The organism is Pseudomonas sp. TE24901, assembly GCF_054058375.1.
The window spans coordinates 245820-269239 of the sequence record NZ_JBSSAF010000002.1; the positions used below are offsets into that span (position 1 = coordinate 245820).

Here is a 23420-nt window from a genome sequence, read left to right on the forward strand (position 1 = left end):
CTTGCTGTGGCGAGCAAGCTTGCTTGCGCTGGGGTGCGAAGCGCCCCCAAAGAGCCGGCTCCAGCTACGCTGTCGAGCGGGAGCAAGCTCCCTCGCCACAGCAAGCCAGCTCCCACCGTTTGAATCGGTGTCTACAGGGGGATTCCTGCCTTCACCCGATACTGATTGCGCACTGGCGTTGCATATTGCACCACCAGAAACGGCCGGTGCTCGGCCGGGCATTCGTTCAAGCGTCGCTCCCACTCCGCCTTGGCCTTGGCCAGCTCATCGGCCGGGAATACCTCGGCTGCCGTCGGCACCTGCAATTGCGGGTCGGCGTCGCTCCATTGGGCGTACGCCAGGTAATGCACCGGGAACAACCGATAACCGCCGAGAATCTGGCGGTCCATTTCCACCGCCAGCAACTTGGTGTCCTCGAAGCGTTCGGTGATCGGCGGCGCGAAGTTCACGTGCACGCGGCCCTTGTAGCCGGTTATGCCCAGCGCAATGCTCACGTCGTCTTCACCCGGCGCCTTGCTGTAGGTGCCGGTGGTGGCGCGGATGTACAGCTCGCGGGCCTTGGCTGAATCGCAGGGGTCGTATTCGTAGCTGATGGACACCGGCGTCAGGTTCAGCGACTGGATCACCTCGGCAAACGGCTCGTCCTTGCGGCTGACGTGGAACATCTTGAGGATCGCCGACTCAGTGCGATCGTCCCCATCCTTGGCACGGCCTTCGGCCTGGGCGATCCAGATCGACGCGCCGTCATTGCGGATAGAGTGGTTGATATAGGCTGACAGCAACTGGTAGGCCGCCATTTTCTCTTTTCGCCCGGTGATCGAGCGGTGCACGATGAAGCTCTTGTTCAGGCGCATCAGGTCGCTGACAAACGGCTTTTGCAGCAGGTTGTCGCCGATGGCGATACGCGGCGTTGGCAGGCCGGCGTGGTACACGGCGTAGTTGACGAAGGCCGGGTCCATCACGATGTCGCGGTGGTTGGCGAGGAACAGGTAGGCGGTGCCCGACTTGAGCTGCTCGACCCCGGTGTAGGTCACGCCGTCGGTCGCACGGTCGATGGTGTGGTCGACGTAATACTCGACTTTGTCCTGCAGCGTGGCCACGGTGGTGACGCCGGCGAACTCACGGCGTAGTTTGCGGGCGATCATCGGCTTGAGCAGCCAGCCCAGGGCGCCGGCAAAGCGCGGGAAGCGGAAGTGGGTCAGGATGTCCAGAAAGGCCTTGTCACTGAACAGACGTGCCAGCACTGCCGGGACTTCGCTGTCGTTGTAAGGTCGGATGGTATCGAATTCGCCCATCATGCTCTCTTGTTAGAAACGGCTAGGGTAAGTAAAGGAAATACCAGGGTGCGGCCCGAGTAATGGGCTCGGCCGAAAATAGCCCTGTAAATAGACCGGCCATTATACGCACAAGTCACCTTGGAGGCTGCGATGCTGGAAAACGCGACGTACGATTGTCCTTATTGTGGTGAAGCGGTCGATACAACGGTGGACCTTTCCGGTGGTGATCAGCGCTACATAGAGGACTGCCAAGTGTGTTGCCGGCCGATCATTTTCGATCTGCAGGTGCATGGGGAAGAGTGGATGCTTGAAACCCGTACTGAAAACGACTGACAGGTACGCCCATGCAGCGAATCTACGAGCCGGAAAACCTGATGGAGGGCGAGCTGTTGCAACAGATGCTCGCCAGCGAGGGCATCGAGGCGCACCTGGTGGGCCGGCATTTGCTCGGCGGCACCGGGGAATTGCCGATTTTCGGGCTGTTGGGCCTGGAAGTGGATAACGACCGTGCGGTCTACGCGCGCGAGCTGATCACGGCTTATATCGGTGCCCAACCCCTGCCCGGCGATGAACCCGACAGCTTCCCCGACGTGCTGGTCTGTTAGGCTGTTGTTCGGTTTACCCAAGAGTCGTGTTGCCCCATGTGTGGACGTTATGCCCTGTTTCGCTGGAACCCTGCCTTTGCCGCCTTGCCGGGCTTTCCGGCCGACCAGCAGGCCCAGTGGAATATTTCTCCGAATGATTCGGTGCTGATTCAGCGCGCCATCGACGGCCAGCGCACCCTGGCCCGTGCACGCTGGGGCCTCACGCCGCCGTGGCTGACGGACCTTTCCCGCACGCCCGCCCACGCTCGTGCCGAAACCCTGGCCGAACAACCGATGTTTCGCGAAGCCTTTCGCCAGCGCCGTTGCCTGCTGCCCGCCAATGGCTTCTACGAATGGCGCGGTACCCAGCGCAAGCGCCCGTATTGGCTGACCCCGGGGGAGGGCTCCACGCTGTTTTTTGCGGCGATCTGGGAAGCCTACCCGGTGCAGGAGCAAGTGTGGCTGAGCACGGCGGTGGTGACGCAGCCGGCGCAGAACCAGCGGCGGCCGCTGATCCTGGATGCGGCGGGGCAGGAGGCCTGGTTGAACCCGGAGACACCGCTGCATGCGCTGCAAGCGTTGCTGGCAAGTGAGCCCTTCGCATTGCGCGAACGGGTGTTGGCCAATATGGTCAATGATCCCAAGCTCAATGGGCCGGAGTGCCTGACCCCGGCTTGAATTTCTCTGTTGTCTGTTCTGGCCTCTTCGCGAGCAAGCCCGCTCCCACATTTTGAAGGCGTTCACAGATCAAAATGTGGGAGCGGGCTTGCTCGCGAAGGCGGCCTGATGAACGCCGCAGCTCTTTAAACTTTGAACTGGTTGATCAGCCGCCGCTGCTGCTCCGCCAACTTGGTCAAATCCGCACTGGCCGCACTGGACTCATCCGCGCCGCCCGCCACTTCATTGGCCACTTGGCCGATATTGATCACGTTGCGGTTGATGTCCTCGGCCACTGCGCTTTGCTCCTCAGCCGCGCTGGCGATCTGGGTGTTCATGTCGTTGATCACCGACACCGCCTGAGTGATCGTCTCCAGCGCCTCGGCCGCCTTGGCCGCGTGTTGCACGCTTTCATCGGTGCGGTTCTGGCTGTCTTCCATCACCCGCACCACGTCCCGCGTGCCTTGTTGCAGCTGCTGGATCATGGTCTGGATTTCTTCGGTGGCCTTCTGGGTTTTCTGCGCCAGGTTGCGCACTTCATCAGCCACCACGGCAAAACCACGGCCCTGCTCGCCGGCCCGCGCCGCCTCGATGGCGGCGTTGAGCGCCAGCAGGTTGGTCTGCTCGGCAATCCCACGGATCGCGGTGAGGATGGCGTTGATGTTCTCGCTGTCTTTGGCCAGGGTTTGCACCACGCCCACTGCCTTGCCGATTTCCTCGGCGAGGGCGCCGATGGAGGTGGAGGTGTCGCGCACGATGCGCATGCCCTGGCTCGCCGCCTGGTCGGCATGGCTGGCGGCCTGAGCGGCCTGGGTGGCATTGCGTGCTACGTCTTGCGCAGTGGCGGTCATCTCATGCACGGCGGTCGCGACCTGGTCGATCTCCACCATCTGTTTATGCACGCCCTGGTTGGTGCGAATCGCGATGTCGGCGGTATGTTCCGACGAGTCGCTGACCTTCTGCACCGAACTCACCACTTGGGTGATCATGCCCTGAAGCTTGATCAGGAAGGTATTGAAGCCGCTGGCAATCGCGCCCAGCTCATCGGCGCGATCGCTGGTCAGGCGGCGGGTCAGGTCACCTTCGCCCTGGGCGATATCGTTGAGCATGGCCACCATTTGTTTGAGCGGGCGGGCGATACCGTGGCCCACCAGCCAGATCACCAGCAAGCCGATGCCGGCGATCAGCAGGCCGACCATGGCCATGCCGAAGGTGTCGGTCTTGCGTTGGGCTTGCAGGTCGCTTTGCAGCTTCTGCGAGTCGGCCATCACCGCGCTGAGCGGCAGTTGCAGCATCAGGGTCCAGCGGGCTTCGGCCTGGCCGATGTTAAACGGCAGGAACAGTTCGATGTGCCCGTGTGCCTTGTCGATGTCGTAGCGCACTTCGCCGACTTTCAGTTGGCTGAGGTTGGCCAGTTCGTTGCTGTCGAGCAGGTCGGAGGCTTTTTCACCGAGCTTGCTGGCGTCCTTGGTATAGGCCACCAGGCGTCCGTTGCTGGAGATCAGGGCCAGTTCGCCAGCGCCGTTGTAGAGGTTCTGGTCGGCGCGGGTGAGCATTTCCTGGATGAAGTTCACCGACAGATCGGCGCCGACGATGCCCTGGAAGGTGCCATCGATCATGATCGGTTCGATAAACGAGGCCAGCATCACCATGGCGTTGCCCACCTTATAAGGGGCGGGGTCGATGGCGCAGGGTTTCTTGGTTTCCTTGGAACACAGGTAGTACTCACTGGCGCGCACGCCGGTGGAGAGGATGTTCTGGTCGTTGACGTCGGCCAGCTTGTCCAGGCCCAGGCTGCCATCGGCGTTGCGGTACCACCACGGCAGGAAGCGGCCGTCGGCGGCCATGCCGACGATGGGGCTGTTGATGTAGGAGGCGTCGTTGTGGTCGATCGCGTTGGGTTCCCAGCCGATGTAGGCGCCGAGGATCTTCGGGTTGCGCACCACGGTTTCATGCAGCAGGCCGATCAGCTGTTCGCGGCCGATCTGCAGGGCCGGCTCGCCCTTGGCGTCTTTCATGCCGAGCAGGGCATTGGTGGTGGCCAGGCCCTTGGCCGTCACCAGGGGCGCTTCCAACTCACGCTGGATCAGCGTGGCCTGGGTTTGCGCCAGGGTGGTGAGGCGTTGTTCGATGATTTGCTCGAACTGCGTCTGGGTGCGTTCCTGCACCATTTCCTGGGTGCGTGCGCCGGCAAACAAGGCGTAGAGCACCAGTACTGCGACCACGCTCAGCACGATGGCCCCGGTCAGTGCCGCGACAGAAAACTGAATCGACTTGAATTTCATGAACGCTCCGGACGCAGGGGGAGATTGGCTGCTTTTTTGTATCGGCCACGGGGTCGGGAGGCTTAAGGCTTGTCCTACAAAATAGTGCGGGGTGTCGCAAATGAGACTTTCGCTGCCGCAGTGAAGGTGTGGGATGTATCCGAAATCCAGCGGTTACACGTCTGGTGTATCTGGCGCCAATACAATTGACCGCCTACGATACGCGGCATGTTTTCAGGGAGCGTGTTCATGAAGAAGTCTTGGGCGGTAAGTGGTTTGGTTGCGGCGTTGCTCATGGCGGGTTGCCAGGCGGTCAACACCACCAGTGGCGGCGCAGTAGGCGTTGAGCGCAAGCAATATATGTACAGCATGTTGTCGAGCCAGGAAGTCGACCAGATGTACGCGCAGTCCTACCAAAAGACGTTGACTGAGGCCAGTGGCAAGGGCGTTGTCGACAAGACCAGTGCCAATGCCAAACGCGTGCAGGCCATTGCCAAGCGTTTGATTGTCCAGGTGCCGGCTTTCCGCCCGGATGCGGCGCAATGGCAATGGGAAGTGAACTTGATCAAGAGTGACGAGATCAACGCCAACTGCGGGCCAGGCGGCAAGATTTTTGTCTATAGCGGGCTGATCGAAACGCTCAAGCTGACCGATGATGAGTTGGCGGCGGTAATGGGCCATGAAATCGCCCACGCCTTGCGCGAGCACAGCCGTGAAGCCATGTCCAAGGCATACGGTATCGAGATGGCCAAGCAGGGTGCTGCCGCGATCTTTGGCCTGGGTCAGAACAGCATGGCACTCGGTGATGCAGCCGTTCAGTACGGCATGACCTTGCCCAACAGTCGCGCCAATGAAAACGAAGCTGACTTGATTGGTTTGGAGTTGTCCGCTCGTGCCGGCTACAACCCGAATGCAGCGATTACCTTGTGGAACAAGATGGCCAAGGCTTCGGAAGGCGCGCCTCCTGAGTTCATGAGCACACACCCGGCTTCCGACAGCCGAATCGCTTCGTTGCAAGCCGCGATTCCAAAAGTGATGCCGCTGTACCAGCAGGCCAAAAAATCCTGATGCTCCAGGTTCGCTGATGATCCAAATGTGGGAGCTGGCTTGTCGGATCGCCGCACCGCTGCGATAGCATCGGCTCGGTTCATCTGTTAGACCGAGTCGCCTGCATCGCAGCGATGCGGCGACCCGACAAGCCAGCTCCCACATTGGATTGGGTTTACAGATCTAGATCCAGCCGCTGCTCTGCATGGCCTTGTACACCGCCACCACGGCCAGGATAAAGAACGCCGTGGCTGCCAGTCGGCGAATCAAGGTCAGCGGCAGTTTCTCCGCCGCGAAATTCCCCGCCAATACCACCGGCACGTTGGCAATCAGCATGCCCAGGGTGGTGCCGATGATCACCAGCCACAACTCCGGGTACTGCGCCGCCAGCATCACCGTAGCGATCTGCGTCTTGTCACCGATTTCCGCCAGGAAGAACGCAATCAACGTGGTCAGGAACGGCCCGAATTTGCGCGTGGTGCTGGCTTCGTCATCGTCGAGCTTGTCGGGTACCAGGGTCCACAAGGCCGTGGCGCAGAAACTCGCCGCGAGGATCCAATGCAGCACCGCATCCGAGAAGAAGCTTCCGAACCAGGCCCCCACGGCACCGGCCGCCGCATGGTTGGCCAGGGTCGCGGCGACGATGCCGGCGATGATCGGCCAGGGCTTGCGAAAGCGTGCGGCAAGGATGAGCGCGAGCAGTTGCGTCTTGTCGCCGATTTCGGCCAAGGCAACGATTGCGGTAGGTACGAGTAATGAATCCAGCATCAGGTAGGTTTCCAGGGGCGGGTCGACACGGCTATGACACGTACAGCCTTCCCGCCCCGGGTAAGGTGTGCGTGTCATAGGTCTTGTCAAACCCCGGTCCGTCTGTGCGGACTCCTGGGTCGCATACGCCATGGTCTGCTGACCAAGTATGTTGACGTATGCCGGACGAGCGTGGCGCTCGTGGGAGACTACTCCCCTAGGACGGAGCGGATTCTGCCTAGGCAAAACCCATTCGGCAAGCCTTCTTTTTCAAACGCCCGTCAGCCGCGCTTGGCACGGTAAATGCGGAAACCATTGCCTTCGGCCTTGATTGCGCACACGCCCAGATGCTCTTCGATCAGCGGTTGGTACTTGAGGAAGCTGTTGGCAACCAGGCGAAGTTCGCCGCCTTTTGCCAGGTGTTTCGCCGCTTTTCGCAGCAGATTTTCCGTAGCGAAATAATCCGTGTGCACCCCGACATGGAACGGCGGGTTGCTCAAAATCGCGTTCAAACCCATTGGCGCGGCGTCGATTCCGTCACCGGTCAGCACCTCGGCTTCCAGACCATTGGCAGCCAGCGTCAGGCGGCTGCTGGCGGCGGCGAAGGCATCCACATCGAGCAGGGTCACGCTGTTGTGCGGGTAGCGACGTTTGACCGCAGCCCCCAGCACGCCGGCGCCGCAACCGAAGTCCAACAGGTGGCCGCTGGGCAGCTTGTCCAAGTGTTCCAACAGCAATTCGGTGCCGCGATCCAGTCGCCCGTGGCTGAACACGCCGGGCAGGCTGACCACCTTGAGGGGGCCTTCGGCCAGCGGCACATCGAACACCTGGGCCAGGCTTTCCAGTTCGACCGCGTGCGGGGCATTGGCCACGGTGACTTGCCACAACTGGCAGTGCCGCGCGTTATCCAGCTTGCGTGGCTTGCCAAACGGGATCATCTGTTTGGCGGCGCTTTCGATGCCGGCCTTTTTCTCCCCTACCAGAAACAGCTCGGCGCCGGGCAGGCGTGCGGCCACGGCGTTGAGCAGGTAGTCGGTGAGGTCCTTGGATTTGGGCAGGAAAATCACGGCGGCATCGAACGCACGGTCGGGCACGTTTACGCCGAATTGGCTGCGCTCGGGGAAGCGTGCGTCCAGGGCTGCCTGGTCGCCCGCGTGCCAGCTCCAGCCGTGGGCATTGGGCAGGCGGCCCAGCAAGTCGTCGGCAGGCAACCCGACCAGCAGCAGGTTGCCTTGAAAAAGTTCGGCCTGACGAAGCAGTACTTCACTGCGCGGATCCATGGTCTGCTCCTTGAAAAGGGGCGCAGTTTATCAACTCACGACGCGCAACGGTGCGCCGCTGAAAAAGCCCCGGGCGTTTTCCGCCAGTTGGCCGACGATGCGCTGACGTGCTTCGCGACTGCCCCAGGCGTTGTGCGGGGTGACGATCAGTCGGGGGATGTCGTCGGCCAGCAGTGGGTTGCCATTGACCGGCGGCTCCACGCTCAGCACATCGGTGGCCGCGCCGCCCAGGTGACCGCTGCGCAACGCATCGGCCAGCGCCTGTTCGTTGATCAAGCCGCCGCGTGCGGTATTGACCACAAACGCGCCAGGCTTGAGCAACGCCAGTTCACGGGCGCCGATAAAGTCGCGGGTGTGTTCGTTGAGCGGGCAGTGCAGGGTCAGCGCGTCCACTTGGGCCAGCAACTCATCCAACGGCACGCGATCGGCGCGGGCAGGGCGCCCCGGAATCGCACCGAGCAGCACGCGCATGCCGAAGGCCTCAGCCAGGCGCGCTACCGCGCCGCCCAACTCGCCGTGGCCGAGCAGGCCGAGGGTCTTGCCTTCCAACTCGACAATCGGGTGGTCCAGCAGGCAGAACTGCTTGGCTTGTTGCCATTTGCCGGCGCTGACATCCCGCTGGTAGTCCTTCAAGCGCGTGGCCAGGTTGAGCAACAGCATGAGCGTGTGCTGCGCCACCGACGGCGTGCCGTAGCCCTGGCAATTGCTCACGGTGATGCCGTGCGCGCGGGCGGCGTCGAGGTCGACGTTGTTGGTGCCGGTGGCCGACACCAGGATCAGCTTGAGTTCCGGGCAGGCCGCCAGGGTGTCGGTGCTGAGGGCGATCTTGTTGCTGATGACGACGTGGGCGCCTTGCACCCGTTCAACCACGTTCTGTGGCGTGGTATCCGTGTACAACTGCAACTCGCTGAAGCTGTCTCGCAGCTCGCTGAGGTCAAGGTCCCCCAGGTCCAGGGAAGGGTGATCAAGGAAGACCGCACGGCGATTGTTCGTCATCAACTGTACCTTTTGCGACAGGGTTTGAAGGCGTAATCTCCGGAGCCTATCAGATGAAATAATCAGTTACTTAATGGAGTGAGCATGTACGTCGCCGAGTTTTTGACCGTAGCCTTGATTCACTTGTTGGCGGTGGCCAGCCCCGGCCCGGATTTCGCCGTGGTGGTGCGTGAAAGTGTGACCCACGGCCGTCGCGCCGGAACCTGGACAGCCCTGGGTGTGGGGTCGGCGATTTTTCTGCATGTGGGTTACTCGTTGCTTGGCATTGGCTTGATCGTGTCCCAGTCCATCGTGCTGTTCAACGCACTCAAATGGGCGGCCGCGGCGTACCTGCTGTACATCGGCTTCAAGGCCCTGCGTGCGCAGCCCGCCAAACCACCGGTCGAAGGCGAGTTGCACCGCGAAGCGGGCGAGCGCACCCCGCGCGGCGCGTTTACCGCAGGCTTCGTGACCAACGGCTTGAATCCCAAGGCCACGCTGTTCTTCCTGTCGCTGTTCACGGTGGTGATCAACCCGCACACCCCGCTGGCGATCCAGGCCGGTTACGGCGTGTACCTGGCGGTGGCGACAGCGCTGTGGTTCTGCCTGGTGGCCATGCTGTTCAGCCAGCAGCGCGTGCGCGCCGGCTTTGCCCGCATGGGCCACTGGTTTGACCGCACCATGGGCGCGGTGCTGATTGCGATTGGGGTGAAGCTGGCGTTTACCAGCATGAAGTAAACGATATCTCTGGATGAGCACAGTCCAAATGTGGGAGCGGGCTTGCTCGCGAATACGGTGGATCAGCAATGAAGGTATTGCCTGACACACCGCATTCGCGAGCAAGCCCGCTCCCACATTGGATCTGTGTAAGGTATCGGTAATGGCTCAAAGCTAGCATTCATTGGGCGCTGCAAATCATTCCTTTGGCTGATTTGGCTGAAACATAAGGTCTCTAAAGTGCAAGTCTTCAAGCCAAGACCGTGCAGTCAGATAAGGGATTCGTATGTTGCAGACCCGTGTTATCCCACCCGCCGAAGGCGCGTACCAATACCCGCTGTTGATCAAACGCCTGTTGATGTCCGGGACCCGCTACGAGAAAACCCGGGAAATCATCTACCGCGACAAACTGCGCTACACCTACCCCACCCTGATCGAGCGGGTGGCCCGACTGGCCAATGTGCTGACCGAGGCCGGGGTGAAGGCCGGCGATACCGTGGCAGTGATGGATTGGGACAGCCATCGCTACCTCGAATGCATGTTCGCCATCCCGATGATCGGCGCGGTGATCCACACCATCAACGTGCGCCTGTCGCCGGAACAGATCCTCTACACCATGAACCACGCCGAAGACCGCTTCGTGCTGGTCAACAGCGAGTTCGTGGGGCTCTACCAGGCGATTGCCGGGCACCTGACGACCGTCGACAAGACCTTGCTGCTCACCGACGGTGACGCCAAGACCGCCGAGCTGCCAGGCCTGGTGGGCGAGTACGAAACCCTGCTGTCCGCCGCCAGCCCCTCGTACGACTTCCAGGATTTTGACGAAAACTCGGTCGCCACCACCTTCTACACCACTGGCACCACCGGCAACCCCAAGGGCGTGTACTTCACCCACCGCCAACTGGTCCTGCACACCATGGGCGTGGCGACGATCATGGGCAGCGTCGACAGCGTGCGCCTGTTGGGCACCAACGACGTGTACATGCCGATCACGCCTATGTTCCACGTACACGCCTGGGGCCTGCCGTATGTGGCGACCATGCTTGGCTTGAAGCAGGTCTACCCCGGCCGCTACGACCCCGAGTACCTAGTGGAGCTGTGGCGCAAGGAAAAGGTCACGTTTTCCCACTGCGTGCCGACCATCCTGCAGATGGTGCTCAATGCCAAGGCAGCCCAGGGCGTGGATTTTGGCGGTTGGAAAATCGTGATTGGCGGCAGTGCGCTCAATCGGACCTTGTACGAAGCCTCCAAGGCCCGTGGGATTCAGCTGACGGCCGCGTACGGTATGTCCGAGACCGGGCCGCTGGTGTCCTGTGCCCACCTCAATGAAGAGCTGATGGCCGGCACCGAGGATGAACGCACCACCTACCGCATCAAGGCCGGTGTGCCCGGGCCGCTGGTGGAGGCGGCAATCATCGACGCTGACGGCAACTTCCTGCCTGCTGATGGCGAGTCCCAGGGCGAGCTGGTACTGCGGGCGCCGTGGCTCAGCGAAGGTTATTTCAACGAGCCTCAGAAGGGCGCCGAGCTGTGGGAAGGCGGCTGGATGCACACCGGTGACGTGGCCACGTTGGATGCATTTGGCGTGATCGATATCCGTGACCGCATCAAGGATGTGATCAAGACGGGCGGGGAGTGGATCTCGTCCCTGGCCCTGGAAGACCTGGTCAGCCGACACCCGGCGGTACGCGAAGTAGCGGTGGTGGGCATTGCCGATCCGCAGTGGGGCGAGCGTCCGTTTGCCTTGCTGGTGGTGCGTGATGGCCATGTGATAGGTGCGCGGGAGCTCAAGGAACACCTCAAGCCCTTCGTTGAATTGGGCCACCTGAGCAAGTGGGCGATTCCGAGCCAGATCGCGGTTGTTACTGAAATTCCCAAGACCAGCGTAGGAAAGCTCGACAAAAAACGTATCCGCATCGACATCATCGAATGGCAGGCCAACAACAGTACGTTCCTGTCCACCCTGTGATGCTTTCCGCCGCGCCCGTTCGGGCGCGGCAATGCTCTATCTGGCGCCTTCACTTGTGATTTGCCGATTTTCAGCCATCCTTGCCCCGCCGACCTTTGTCGGCATGGCGAAAGGGTTGCGGCAGACGGGTCGGTGATGCAAATCACACTTTAGAGGGATCAAGCGATACCCCCTGCTGGCTATAGTCCTTCCCAGAGTTTTTCAAGGATGTTGCGCTTCGGGCCATGGGGGCTCGGTTGCCGTCCGGCATTGGAATCGTTGTATTCCGGCCGTTACATGCATCTGTAAGAAAAAGCTCACTGCCATAACAATAATGCACATGGAGTAGCGTCGATGACCTCAGTAAACCAGTTCTGGCGCCGGGCAAGACTGCCCTTGGCCGTCAGTCTCGCTTCTACGCTCGCCGGGCCCGCATTCGGCGTCAGTTTCAACATCGGTGAAATCGAAGGCAGCTTTGACTCCTCCCTGTCGGTGGGGGCGAGCTGGTCGACGGCCAAACCCAACCAGGATCTGATCGGGGTCAACAACGGCGGCAAGGGCCTGTCCCAGACCTCCGATGACGGCCACTTGAACTTCAAGCGCGGGGAGACGTTCTCGAAGATCTTCAAGGGCATTCATGACCTGGAACTGAAATACGGCGACACCGGCGTGTTTGTGCGCGGCAAGTACTGGTACGACTTCGAACTCAAGGACGAAAGCCGTCCGTTCAAGGACATCAGCGACAACAACCGCAAGGAAGGCGCCAAGTCTTCTGGCGGGCAGATCCTCGACGCGTTCATCTACCACAACTACAACATTGCCGATTTGCCGGGCAACGTGCGTTTCGGCAAGCAGGTGGTGAGCTGGGGTGAAAGTACCTTCATCGGCGGCGGCATCAACTCCATCAACCCGATCGACGTGTCCGCATTCCGTCGCCCGGGGGCCGAGATCAAGGAAGGCCTGATTCCGGTCAACATGTTCTATGTGTCGCAAACCCTCACCGACAACCTGTCGGCCGAGGCGTTTTACCAGCTGGAATGGGACCAGACGGTGACCGACAACTGCGGCACGTTCTTCTCGCAGCCCGATATCGTGTCCGACGGTTGCAACAACAACCTGCGTGTCTTGAACAAGCGCTCGACCATCCCGACGGCATTCCTGCCGGCACTGGCTGCCCGTGGCGTAGACATCAACAACGAAGGCGTCTTGGTGCGTCGCGGTGGCGACGACGATGCGCGTGACAGCGGCCAGTGGGGCGCGGCGCTGCATTACAACTTCGAACCACTGGACACCGAGTTCGGCGCGTACTTCATGAACTACCACAGCCGTGCGCCGATCTTCAGCGCGCAAGCGGCTTCCCAGGCGGCGTTCAACAGTGCGGCACCGTTGGGCCAATTGGCACCGTTGGTCGTGGCGGGTAACTCCCGGTACTTCATGGAATACCCGGAAGATATTCGCCTCTATGGCCTGAGTTTCTCCACCACGCTACCTACCGGCACCGCCTGGAGTGGTGAGTTGAGCTATCGCCCGAATGCGCCGGTTCAAATCAGCTCCACTGACATCCTGTATGCCGGTGTTACGCCTTTGCCAGGCCTGGGTGATGCGTCGATCATCAAAGGCTCGCCGGGCCAACTGCTCCACGGCTACAACCGCAAGGAAATCACCCAGTTCCAGACGACCTTTACGCACTTCTTCGATCAGGTCATGGGCGCCAGCCGCCTTACGCTGGTGGGCGAAGTCGGGGTTACTCACGTGGGTGGCCTGGAAAGCAAAAATGATGTGCGTTATGGCCGCGATCCAGTGTTCGGCCCTGGCACCTTGCCCAATGGTTTCTGCCCGACGCTCAACGGGCGGACTGTCGCCGGTGCAGGCCCGGGAGCCGATGCCAGCAACGTCTCCGCCAACTGCAACAACGACGGTTTCACCACGTCCACCTCGTGGGGCTACCGTGGTCGTGCCATCTGGGAATACCCGGATGTGTTCGCCGGTGTGAACCTCAAGCCGAGCGTTGCCTGGTCCCATGACGTCAAGGGTTATTCGCCAGGTCCTGGTGCCAACTTCGAAGAAGGTCGTAAAGCGGTCAGCCTGGGTCTGGATGCGGAATACCAGAACACCTACACCGCCAGCCTGAACTACACCAACTTCTTCGGCGGCGACTACAGCACCGTGAATGACCGCGACTTTGTCGCCCTGAGCTTCGGCGTGAACTTCTAAGCACACACTCTTTTTGCAGTCTGTATTTCAGGAAGACCAGAACATGAAAATAACCAAAAGTCTGTTGCACGTGGGTGTGCTTGGGCTGTCGATCCTGGCGAGCAACGTCATGGCGGCAGTGTCGGCGGATGAAGCCGCCAAGCTGGGCACGACCCTGACGCCGATGGGCGCTGAAATGGCCGGTAACGCGGCGGGCACCATTCCGAAGTGGTCGCCGCTGCCGACCAACGCTGGCGCTGTCGACGCCCGTGGTTTCCTGGCCAACCCTTACGCCAGTGAACAACCGCAGTTCACCATCACCGCGGCAAACGTCGAACAGTACAAAGACAAGCTGGCGCCGGGGCAGTACGCAATGTTCAAGCGCTACCCGGACACCTTCAAGATGCCGGTCTACCCGACCCATCGCGGCGCCACCGTGCCGGCGGATGTGTTCGCGGCCATCAAGAAGAACGCCACCACCACTAACCTGGTGTCGGGCGGCAACGGCCTGGAGAATTTCGAAACCGCCGTACCGTTCCCGATTCCAAAAAGCGGCGTGGAGGTCATCTGGAACCACATCACCCGTTATCGCGGTGGCAGCGTAACCCGCCTGGTAACCCAGGCCACGCCGCAAACCAACGGCTCCTTCAGCCTGGTGTATTTCAAAGACCAGTTCGTGTTCCGCGACAAGATGAAAGACTTTGACCCGAAAAACCCGGGCAACGTGCTGTTCTACTTCAAGCAGCAAGTGACCGCGCCGGCCCGCCTGGCCGGTGGCGTGCTGCTGGTGCACGAAACCCTGGACCAGGTGAAGGAGCCGCGTTCGGCGTGGGTCTACAACGCCGGCCAGCGCCGTGTGCGCCGGGCGCCGCAAGTGTCGTATGATGGCCCGGGTACTGCCGCCGACGGCCTGCGTACTTCCGACAACCTCGACATGTACAACGGCGCACCGGACCGCTACGACTGGAAGCTGGAAGGCAAGAAAGAAATCTACATCGCCTCCAACAGCTACAAGATCGACGATCCGAAGCTCAAGTACGCCGACATCATCAAGGCCGGTCACATCAACCAGGACCTGGCGCGTTACGAGTTGCGCCGCGTCTGGCACGTGGTCGCCACCTTGAAGGAAGGTCAGCGTCACATCTACGCCAAGCGTGACTTCTTCATCGACGAAGACACCTGGCAAGCCGCGGTGATCGACCATTACGATGGCCGTGGCCAACTGTGGCGCGTCGCCGAAGCCCATGCCGAGAACTACTACGACAAGCAAGTGCCGTGGTACGCCCTGGAAACCCTCTACGACCTGCAGTCCGGCCGCTACCTGGCCCTGGGCATGAAGAACGAAGAGAAACAGGCCTATGACTTCGGCTTCACCGCCACCACCAGCGACTTCACCCCGGCGGCCCTGCGCCAGGATGGCGTCCGCTAACCCGCGATAATTCGCCAATGTAGAAGCTGGGCTTGTGTGGGAGCTGGCTTGCCTGCGATAGCATCACCTCGGTAGGTCTGACAGACCGAGGTGGCTGCATCGCGGGCAAGCCCAGCTCCCACATTTGTTTGTGTTGAGATTTTTTGTCGCAGTTCTTTTTCAGGCAAATGTTGCAAAGATCTACAAACCCGCCGCTTTTACCGCTAGTCTGCGGACATCTGCAATGCCGACAACAGCCTTCTACAAGAGCCCGGCGATGACTGATCTGTCCCGAATCCCAGGGCCTGCAAGCGTCGTGATTCCGCCCCTGGAAGCACGCTTTTTCAGGCCACCGCTGCCTGACGGCTACGTGCTGCGGCCTCGCCTGTGCGAGCGCCTGAGTGCGGGGCTGGAGGGGCGCTTGCTGCTGGTCAGCGCGCCAGCGGGGTTCGGCAAGAGTTCGTTGGCGGTTGAGTTCTGCCAGGGCCTGCCGGCCCACTGGCAAAGCCTGTGGCTGGGGCTGAGCCCCCGGGATAACGACCCTGGCCGTTTCCTCGAACGCCTGCTCGACGGCCTGCAGCAATATTTCCCCCAGATCGGCGCCCAGTCCCTGGGATTGCTGAAAATGCGCCAGCGTCACCAGCCGTTTGCTTTTGAAGAATGGCTCGATGGCTTGCTAGACGAGCTGACGCTGCACCTTTCCACGCGCGCACCGTTGCTGCTGGTACTGGATGACTACCATCTGGCCCAGGGGCCGGTATTGGATCGCTGCCTGCAGTTTTTCCTCAATCATTTGCCCGACGGCCTGGTGGTACTGGTCACCAGTCGCCAGCGTCCGGATTGGCACCTGGCGCGGTTGCGCCTGTCACGGCATCTGCTGGAGTTGCACGAGCAAGACCTGCGGCTGACCCACGATGAGTCGTTGGCCGTATTGCACCAGCACAGCAACTCACTGCGCGGCGAGGCGCTGGATAACCTGATCCGGCGCAGTGAAGGATGGGTGGCTGGCCTGCGTTTCTGGTTGCTGGCCGCCTCTGAGGCCGGCAATGAAGGTGCCTTGCCGCAGAGCCTGCACGGCGGGGAAGGGCTGATTCGCGATTACCTGCTTGAAGAGGTGATCGATTGCCTGCCTGCCGAAGTCCAGGCGTTCCTCTACGACACCGCCCCCCAGGAACGTTTTTGCGCCGAACTGTGCGACGCAGTGCGCGATGCCCACGACAGTGCCGAAACCCTGCGCTACCTTCAGGCACATCAAGTATTCCTGGTGCCACTGGACGAGCAGGGCCACTGGTTCCGGTATCACCATCTGTTTTCCGATTTGCTGCGCACCCGTCGCGCAAAAAACGCCACATTGCCGGTGGCCAGCCTGCACCTGCGAGCGTGCCGCTGGTTCAACGCCCAGGGATTGATCGATGAAGCGGTGGAGCAGGCGTTGCGCGCCGGTCATCTCGACGTGGCGGCGAACCTGGTTCAGAACCTGTCCGAAGAGCAATTGCTGGCCGAGCAGAACGTGGGCATGCTGTTGCGCTGGAAGATGGACTTGCCCGACAGCCTGCTGATCAGCACGCCGCGCTTGATCGTGCTCTACAGCTGGGCCCTGGGGCTGGCGTGCCAGCTGGATGCGGCGGAAGAGTTGTCCGGCTACCTCAGTCGCTTCCTGCCGGCACCGTCGGCCACCGCGCAAAAGTCGATGCTGGCCCAGTGGCTGGCACTGAGCGGGATCATCGCCCGGGGGCGCGGCGACCGCGAACTGACCCAGCGCTATTGCGGCGAGGCCCTGGAAAGCTTGCCGCAAAAGCGCTACGGCCAGCGCCTGATGTGCCTGTCGACGCTGTCCAACCTGGCCATTGTCGACGCCGACCTGTGGCGCGCCCGTGGCCTGAACCGCGAGTCCCTGGAGCTGGCGCAGCGCGTCGGCAACCCGTTGTTCGAAGCCCTGGCCCATTACGACCGCGCCCGCGTGTTGCAGGCCCGGGGCGAAATCCTGCGCTCGCTCGATGAGGTGCGTCAGGGCCTGCAGCGTTTGCATGGCCTGGCGCCCCAGCGGCTGTACGCCGTGCGTGCGCGCTTATCACTCTACGAAGGTTATTTGCTGCTGGCGCGCTATCAGCCTGAAACCGGCTTGGCGCGCTTGCGTGCCGGCTTGGCCGAAGCGCGTGCCTGCCGGGATATCAGTGTGCTGATCGGGCATTGCGTCATCGCCAACTTCGAAGGGCGGCGCAATGATTTTCCCAAGGCGTTCGCCGAACTCGCCGAAGCCGAGCGCCTGATGCATATCTGGGATGTGCCGCCGATCTACTACCTGGCGATGATCACCCTGATCAAATGCGAACTGTGGCTGGCCCAGGGCCGCACCGACCTGGCCGATGCCTGGCTGGCGCGGTTGGGGCAGACCTACAACGGCGAGCATGCCGCTGCGGCCCCGGAGTTTCATCCGCACCTGCCGCAACACATCGGCCTGCAGCAAGCCGCGCTGGACGCCACACGCCATCAACCTGCCGCCGCCCTGCAACGGCTTGATGAGCTGGCCCAACAGGCACACAACGACGGCCGCCAGATGATTGCCCTGATGGCGCTGACCCAACAGGCGCATCTGCTGCTCGAAACCGGCCAGGAAGCCAAGGCGCGGTCGGTGCTGGCCCGGGCCCTTGAAGCGGGAGCCGGTGGTGCGCTGCAACCCTTCCAGCGCTTGCTGGAGAGCCACCCCGACTGGATGCGCGAGCAGTTGGGCAAAGACCCCCATGGCTTGCTGAATCAAAGCCTGTTGGGGCTGCTTCCGGTGGTTGCGGTTGTCGAAACCTCACCCGGCCACGAAACCTTGAGCAACCGCGAACTGGCGGTGCTGCAGCTGATCGCGCAAGGCTGTTCCAACCAGGAGATCAGCAATCGGTTGTTCATTTCGCTGCACACGGTGAAGACCCATGCGAGCCATATCAACAGCAAGCTGGGCGTAGAGCGGCGCACGCAGGCGGTGGCAAGGGCGCAGGAGTTGCGGTTGATTGGCTAGGAAGGAGGCTGCCCAGTCTGGTTTACTGGTGCAATTATTCTGGCGAGAACGTCCGAAAAATGCCTATTCACTCGCACTTGAGGCCTTCTGATGCAACCTGAACTGCCGACGCTTATTCGCGAAACCTTCCCCGTCGGTCCGTTGCAGTGCAACTGCACCATCATTGGCGATCCGATCACCAAAAACGCCATCGTGGTCGACCCGGGCGGCAACCATGAACTGATCCTGGCCCGTCTCGACGCGCTGGGCCTCAAGGTGGTGAGCATCATCCATACCCATGCCCACCTTGATCATTTCCTCGCGTCCGGCCAGTTGAAAGAGAAGACCGGTGCCACCTTGCATCTGCACAAGGAGGATCAATTCCTCTGGGATAACCTGGAAATGCAATGCCAGATGTTTCGTGTGCCCTACACGCCAGTGCCTTCCCCGGATCGCTGGCTTGAGCACGAAGAGGAACTGGCCTGCGGCTGCGGCGTGGCGCTGCATACCCCAGGGCATACACCGGGCTCTATGAGCTTCTGGTTTGCCGATGCCAAATTGTTGATTGCCGGCGACACCCTGTTTCGCCGTGGCGTGGGGCGAACGGACCTGTGGGGTGGGGACCAGGCGACTATCGTGCGGTCGATCAAGCAGCGCCTGTACACGTTGGATGAGGGCGCCACGGTCGTGGCGGGTCATGGTCCGGACACGCGGTTGGGCGATGAGATGCGTGAGAACCCTTTTGTGCGGGCATAGGCCGCGACTCGGTGTTTTTCCGGATACCAAGAGGCGACTGTCCTACGACTCTTATAGAGAAAATGACAATCACCGTTCAGGAAGCGTCTGCTAGGGTTTTAGTGTGCCCACCTGTTGTGGAGCGGGGGTCTGCCGGGCAGGGAATTTTTGCCGTTTGTCGTGTTCCAAGCTCGGCACAGGTCCATTGCCAATGTCCTCTGCATCACAGAATGCAAAAGTAGGAGCTTCCTTCATGTTCACTTCGCGTCGTCTGCTTGTCGTTGCCACGGCTGTTGCCCTGTTGTCCGGCTGTGCGTCTCCTAATCCATACGATGGCAGCCAAGGACAGGCGAACGGCTCATCGGGTATCAGCAACACAGCGAAGTACGGCGGCCTGGCTGCACTGGCCGGTGGTTTGGCCGGCGCCGCCATCGACCATAACAACCGTGGCAAGGGTGCCCTCATTGGCGCCGCCGTGGCCGGCCTGGGTGGCGCGGGTTATGGCTACTACGCCGACCAGCAGGAAAAGAAACTGCGGGCCAGCATGGCCAACACCGGGGTTGAAGTTCAGCGCCAGGGTGACCAGATCAAGTTGATCATGCCGGGTAACATCACCTTCGCTACCAACTCGGACGCGATCTCCAGCAGCTTCTATCAGCCGCTGAACAACCTGGCCAACTCGCTCAAGCAGTTCAACCAGAACACCATCCAGATCGTCGGCTACACCGACAGCACCGGCAGCCGCCAACTGAACATGGACCTGTCCCAGCGTCGTGCGCAGAGCGTGGCCAACTACCTGACGTCCCAAGGCGTGAGCCCGACCAACCTGAGCGCACGCGGTGCCGGCCCGGATAACCCGATCGCCAGCAACGCCGACGTCAATGGCCGTGCCCAGAACCGTCGTGTAGAGGTGAACCTGGGTCCGATCCCTGGTCAGCAATATGGCCAGCCTGCCCAACAGCAGCAACAGGCGCCACAGCAGAACAACCAGTTCCAGGGCAACCCGTACCAGCAGTACCAGTAAACGCTGGCCACTAAAAAGGGCGCCGTGCAGTCAATGCACGGCGCCCTTTTTTATTGCTCGGCTGTATCAGTCGATGTATTCGAACAGCTTCACGATCTTTTGCACGCCCGACACGCCCTGTACCAGGTTGGCGGCGCGGGTGGCTTCTGCCTGGGTCAGCAGGCCCATCATGTAGACGATGCCGTTATCGGTGATCACTTTGATCCGCGAGCCGGGAATGGCGTTGTCGGTCAGCATCTGCGCCTTGATCTTTGTGGTCAGCAAAGCATCGTTGCTGATGGCCAGCAGCGTGATCGGGTCCATGACCTGCAGTTCGTTGTGCACCTTCTTCACGCGCTGCACGGTCGAGGCGGCTTGTTCGGCCTGCGCCTTGAGGTCGGCACGCGGCGTCTGGCCGGCCAGCAGCACCACGCCGTTGAAGCTGGTGACCACGATGCGCGAAGCGCCATTGCCCAGATCGGTAGCAGCCTTGGCAACGTTGACTTCAACCTTGGTTTCGATCAGCGAGTCATCGATCTTGCTGCCGAAAGTACGAGTGCCCTTGTCGTCCTGGATAGGGGTGTCACGTGTTGCAGTGATGGCCGTGCTGCAGCCGCTGATAGCGAGGCACAGGGTGATGGCCAAAAGGCTGAGGCGGTTAACGGTCATTCTTCACTCCCAAACAGTTGGCTGTCGATCAGATCGCACAGGCAGTGGATCGCCAGCAGGTGGACTTCCTGGATACGTGCGGTGACAGTGGCCGGGACGCGAATTTCCACGTCCTCTGGCAGCAGCAGTGACGCCATGCCGCCGCCATCGCGGCCGGTCAATGCTACGACAATCATTTCTCGATCATGTGCGGCCTGGATCGCCTGAATAATATTGGCCGAGTTGCCGCTGGTGGAGATCGCCAGCAATACATCGCCGGGTTGGCCCAAGGCGCGGATCTGCTTGGAGAAGATTTCGTTGTAGCTGTAGTCGTTGGCGATCGAGGTGATCGTCGAGGAATCGGTGGTCAGGGCAATGGCGGGCAGGCTCGGGCGCTCGCGCTCGAAGCGGTTGAGCAGCTCCGAGGAGAAGTGCTGGGCATCGCCGGCCGAACCGCCGTTGCCGCACGAAAGCATTTTGCCCTCGTTGAGCAAGGCATTGACCATGACCTGACTGGCTTGCTCGATGTGCGGTGCAAGTACGTCCATCGCCTGTTGCTTGGTGTCGATGCTGGCCTGGAAAAGCTGGCGAATTCGGGATTGCATGTCCATCTGTGTGACCTTAAGTAGCGCGGCTGTTTGGCACAGGAATGTGCAGCCCGCAAAGCAAAGAGCAAAAGTGTGTGGTGAAGGTGCCCGGTGAATCAGCTGTCGAAGGCATCTTGGAGCCAACTCAGATCAGCCTGACCAGACGGTGTGCTTTCTATGGCAACCACATCGAAACGGCAGGGGGAATCAGCCCAGCGATGCTCTTTTTGCAGGAAAAACTGCGCGGCGAGTATCAGCTTCTGACGCTTGCGCCCGTCGATACTGGCGAGCGCGCCACCCCATTGTGCGTGTTTTCTGTAGCGGACTTCGACGAATACTACTGTATCGCCGTCAAGCATGACCAGATCAAGCTCACCGCGTTTACACAACCAGTTCTGCGCCAGGAGGCGCAGACCCTGTTGTTGCAAGTGCTTCAGCGCTTGTAGTTCGGCATCCTTGCCGCTTTGTGCGCTGGACCGCTCGGGCATCAGCGCGGGGTGTCTGGCAGGCGCTGGATGTCGCCGCCCACGAACTTCGCCCATGGCATCTGGCGATCAACGCGCTGGTTGGCGTTGATGCCCAGGCTGCCCGACAGGCCGTCAACGCGGGTGTCCGGCAGTGCCTTGAGCTGGCCCAGGCGCGGCGCCAGGCGGTAGGCATCGACGCCCATCGCATACAGGCGGCCCAGGCTTCCATTGGCTTGCGGCCATTGTGCGGCGACCTGGTTGCGCAGCGGGTCGGTGGTGCTGAGCAGCCAAGGGGTTTCGCAGAACATGACGTTGGTCATGTCCAGGTACTGGTTCTTGTCGCCGCTGGCGCTGAACACGTGGGAGGTCGCGTAGACAGGCACATCACCGGCGTACTGGAAGTTCAGGGTCGGCTTGATCTGCTGGGCCAGTTGCGGGGTCACGGCCAGGAAGATGAACTCGATGTCCTGACGACGCGACGGCTGTGCTGCTACGTCGGTACCTACCGTGCTTTGCAGGCTCTTGGCGCGACCTTCGCTTTTGCGTAGTTGGAACAGGTCGGCGATCTGCTGGGCGAGGGCCACCGGCTGGTCGACGTACTCGACGCCGACGACAGTGCCGCCATTGGCTTCCCAATCCTGGCGGAAGGCCTTGTAGACACGCTCGCCCCACTCGCCACGCGGCACCATGGCGGCAGCGCGGTGCAGGCCGTCGGCGCGGGCACGACGCGAGACTTCGCGGGCTTCGTCTTCAGCGGCCAGGCCAAACTGGAACAGCTGCGCCGGGTTCTGATCGGTCTCGCTGTAGTTCAGGGCCAGGGTGGTGATCGGCAACTGAGGGCGGGCAGCGAGTTGTTTGACCAGTGGTTTCTCCAGCGGGCCGACAACCAGTTGCACGCCGGCAGCCTTGGCCTTGGTGTAGAAGTCGTCAAGGGAGGTCAGGCGCGAGCTGTCAAAGAACTCGATGACTGGTGGCTTCTGCCCGGCTTGTTCGGCCTGGTAGTGAGCGGCCATGAAGCCTTCACGCAATGCTTTGCCGACGGAGGCCAGCGGGCCGTCCTGTGGCAGCAGCAGGGCGATCTTGTTCAGGGGCTGGCTGGCCAGCTCCTTGAGTTTGGTCAACGGCAATGGCAGTTCCACTGCGGCCGGGTGGCCCGGGTTCTGCGCGCGCCAGGTGTCGATGGCGGCCTGTTGCTGTTCCAGGGTACCGGCACCCTTAACCGCCTGGGCCAGGGTGATCCAACCGTCCAGGGTCGGGTTGCCACTGGCTTGCAACTGCTCGGCCGGCAGGGCGGCAATCAGCGCCCAGATGGCTTCATGGTTGTTTTTAGCCGCATCACCGCTGAGCAGCGGGGCCATGGCTACGCGTTCGCGCGCGGCGGCCAGGGTTTGGCCGTCGGCTTCATAAGCGCGGGCATGCACGGTGCCGGTACGTACCTGCTGGTCTGCCGGCAAGTCACGCAGGCTTTGCAGGCTCGGGTGGCTCAGGGCAGTCAACGCAGCCTTGGGCTGGTTGCGCGCCATGGCCAGCTCGGCAGCCAGGGTGCTGGCAAAGACTTGCGCGGCGGGCTTGAGAGCATCCAGCGGCACCTGTGCAAGGATCTGCGAGGAGCGGGCAGGATTGTTCTGCTTGTAGGCCATGTCTGCCGCACTCAGGCGCAACAGGGCGGCCTTTTCTGGCGTCTTGGCGGTAGTGGCCTGTTCGAGCAGTTGCTCGATACTGGCATCCGGGGTCCGTGGAAGGTCGCCAAGGCTGGACGAGGGCGAGCTGGCGCAAGCGGCCAGCAAGGCAGCGAGGCAGAGGGCGGAGAGCAGCCGCAGGCAAGCGATCATGTAAGTGTTCCTGATACCGATCAAATTAGCGTGGAATTGTACCCAAGCACTGGCCCAGGCGCGAT

Annotated in this window: 20 protein-coding genes, 1 pseudogene and 1 riboswitch; of the genes and pseudogenes, 11 read left to right on the forward strand and 10 right to left on the reverse strand. The window is 61.4% G+C overall.

The window, feature by feature from the left end; genetic code table 11:
• Nucleotides 1-131 precede the first annotated feature (131 nt).
• Complete coding sequence (locus ACVWVP_RS04860) at nt 132-1295, reverse strand: 1-acyl-sn-glycerol-3-phosphate acyltransferase (RefSeq protein WP_176995060.1); 1164 nt, start codon at nt 1293-1295, stop codon at nt 132-134.
• Nucleotides 1296-1427: 132 nt separating this feature from the next.
• On the opposite strand from ACVWVP_RS04860, the gene ACVWVP_RS04865 reads away from it, so the two are divergent.
• From ACVWVP_RS04865 to ACVWVP_RS04875, 3 genes are read left to right on the forward strand one after another with little or no spacing between them, the layout of a single operon-like run.
• A complete protein-coding gene (locus ACVWVP_RS04865) occupies nt 1428-1610 on the forward strand; it encodes a CPXCG motif-containing cysteine-rich protein (RefSeq protein ID WP_457404555.1) in 183 nt (60 codons plus the stop codon).
• A gap of 11 nt (nt 1611-1621) precedes the next feature.
• Entirely contained in the window at nt 1622-1882 is a 261-nt protein-coding gene (locus ACVWVP_RS04870) for a putative signal transducing protein (RefSeq protein ID WP_457404556.1), read from the forward strand.
• Between the two features lie 36 nt (nt 1883-1918).
• The gene (locus ACVWVP_RS04875) at nt 1919-2539 is read left to right on the forward strand and encodes an SOS response-associated peptidase (RefSeq protein WP_259171940.1); all 621 of its coding nucleotides are present in this window, start codon (nt 1919-1921) and stop codon (nt 2537-2539) included.
• A gap of 125 nt (nt 2540-2664) precedes the next feature.
• Here ACVWVP_RS04875 and ACVWVP_RS04880 read toward each other — a convergent pair whose 3' ends face one another.
• Together ACVWVP_RS04880 and ACVWVP_RS04885 are read right to left on the reverse strand one after the other, a co-directional pair.
• Nucleotides 2665-3507, reverse strand: a complete 843-nt coding sequence (locus ACVWVP_RS04880) for a methyl-accepting chemotaxis protein (RefSeq protein WP_371262124.1) — start codon at nt 3505-3507, stop codon at nt 2665-2667.
• A gap of 15 nt (nt 3508-3522) precedes the next feature.
• Nucleotides 3523-4803 (reverse strand): annotated as a pseudogene (locus ACVWVP_RS04885) (HAMP domain-containing protein); the annotation flags it as partial.
• Between the two features lie 228 nt (nt 4804-5031).
• Here ACVWVP_RS04885 and ACVWVP_RS04890 point away from each other — a divergent pair.
• Complete coding sequence (locus ACVWVP_RS04890; protein ID WP_178922737.1) at nt 5032-5850, forward strand: M48 family metallopeptidase; 819 nt, start codon at nt 5032-5034, stop codon at nt 5848-5850.
• Between the two features lie 162 nt (nt 5851-6012).
• Here the strand turns inward: ACVWVP_RS04890 and ACVWVP_RS04895 are convergent, their stop codons facing one another.
• The 3 genes from ACVWVP_RS04895 to ACVWVP_RS04905 all read right to left on the reverse strand — a co-directional run bounded on the left by ACVWVP_RS04895 (nt 6013) and on the right by ACVWVP_RS04905 (nt 8852).
• Nucleotides 6013-6597 (reverse strand): TMEM165/GDT1 family protein, encoded by a 585-nt coding sequence (locus ACVWVP_RS04895; RefSeq protein ID WP_101266603.1) that lies wholly within the window; start codon nt 6595-6597, stop codon nt 6013-6015.
• Between the two features lie 88 nt (nt 6598-6685).
• A riboswitch (yybP-ykoY riboswitch) is annotated at nt 6686-6807 on the reverse strand.
• A gap of 50 nt (nt 6808-6857) precedes the next feature.
• On the reverse strand, nt 6858-7856 hold the full coding sequence (locus ACVWVP_RS04900; protein ID WP_457404557.1) for a methyltransferase: 999 nt from the start codon (nt 7854-7856) through the stop codon (nt 6858-6860).
• Between the two features lie 30 nt (nt 7857-7886).
• Nucleotides 7887-8852 carry a 2-hydroxyacid dehydrogenase gene (locus tag ACVWVP_RS04905; protein ID WP_457404558.1) on the reverse strand — a complete coding sequence of 322 codons (966 nt, stop codon included), beginning with the start codon at nt 8850-8852 and terminating at the stop codon, nt 7887-7889.
• Nucleotides 8853-8936: 84 nt separating this feature from the next.
• Here ACVWVP_RS04905 and ACVWVP_RS04910 point away from each other — a divergent pair, with 84 nt between their 5' ends.
• The 7 genes from ACVWVP_RS04910 (at nt 8937) to ACVWVP_RS04940 (ending at nt 19842) form a co-directional block, all read left to right on the forward strand.
• Nucleotides 8937-9569 carry a LysE family translocator gene (locus ACVWVP_RS04910; RefSeq protein ID WP_176995052.1) on the forward strand — a complete coding sequence of 211 codons (633 nt, stop codon included), beginning with the start codon at nt 8937-8939 and terminating at the stop codon, nt 9567-9569.
• 265 nt (nt 9570-9834) lie between these two features.
• Nucleotides 9835-11517 (forward strand): fatty acid--CoA ligase, encoded by a 1683-nt coding sequence (locus ACVWVP_RS04915; protein WP_457404559.1) that lies wholly within the window; start codon nt 9835-9837, stop codon nt 11515-11517.
• Nucleotides 11518-11850: 333 nt separating this feature from the next.
• Nucleotides 11851-13710 carry a DUF1302 domain-containing protein gene (locus ACVWVP_RS04920; protein ID WP_178922748.1) on the forward strand — a complete coding sequence of 620 codons (1860 nt, stop codon included), beginning with the start codon at nt 11851-11853 and terminating at the stop codon, nt 13708-13710.
• 43 nt (nt 13711-13753) lie between these two features.
• Nucleotides 13754-15118: a DUF1329 domain-containing protein gene (locus ACVWVP_RS04925; protein WP_178922750.1), complete on the forward strand. Its 1365-nt coding sequence runs from the start codon at nt 13754-13756 to the stop codon at nt 15116-15118.
• A 256-nt stretch (nt 15119-15374) separates the two neighbouring features.
• Entirely contained in the window at nt 15375-18104 is a 2730-nt protein-coding gene (locus tag ACVWVP_RS04930; protein ID WP_457404560.1) for a LuxR C-terminal-related transcriptional regulator, read from the forward strand.
• A gap of 90 nt (nt 18105-18194) precedes the next feature.
• On the forward strand, nt 18195-18839 hold the full coding sequence (locus ACVWVP_RS04935; RefSeq protein ID WP_178922754.1) for an MBL fold metallo-hydrolase: 645 nt from the start codon (nt 18195-18197) through the stop codon (nt 18837-18839).
• A gap of 232 nt (nt 18840-19071) precedes the next feature.
• Nucleotides 19072-19842: an OmpA family protein gene (locus ACVWVP_RS04940; RefSeq protein ID WP_178922755.1), complete on the forward strand. Its 771-nt coding sequence runs from the start codon at nt 19072-19074 to the stop codon at nt 19840-19842.
• Between the two features lie 66 nt (nt 19843-19908).
• On the opposite strand, the gene ACVWVP_RS04945 is transcribed toward ACVWVP_RS04940, so the two are convergent.
• The 4 genes from ACVWVP_RS04945 to ACVWVP_RS04960 all read right to left on the reverse strand — a co-directional run bounded on the left by ACVWVP_RS04945 (nt 19909) and on the right by ACVWVP_RS04960 (nt 23355).
• The gene (locus ACVWVP_RS04945; RefSeq protein WP_178922757.1) at nt 19909-20490 is read right to left on the reverse strand and encodes a BON domain-containing protein; all 582 of its coding nucleotides are present in this window, start codon (nt 20488-20490) and stop codon (nt 19909-19911) included.
• Nucleotides 20487-21080 carry a phosphoheptose isomerase gene (locus ACVWVP_RS04950; RefSeq protein WP_024073509.1) on the reverse strand — a complete coding sequence of 198 codons (594 nt, stop codon included), beginning with the start codon at nt 21078-21080 and terminating at the stop codon, nt 20487-20489. Before ACVWVP_RS04950 ends, ACVWVP_RS04945 begins: the two co-directional genes overlap by 4 nt.
• Before the next feature lie 92 nt (nt 21081-21172).
• Nucleotides 21173-21544 (reverse strand): YraN family protein, encoded by a 372-nt coding sequence (locus tag ACVWVP_RS04955; RefSeq protein WP_259171935.1) that lies wholly within the window; start codon nt 21542-21544, stop codon nt 21173-21175.
• Entirely contained in the window at nt 21544-23355 is a 1812-nt protein-coding gene (locus tag ACVWVP_RS04960) for a penicillin-binding protein activator (RefSeq protein WP_178922760.1), read from the reverse strand. Before ACVWVP_RS04960 ends, ACVWVP_RS04955 begins: the two co-directional genes overlap by 1 nt.
• Nucleotides 23356-23420: the final 65 nt, after the last annotated feature.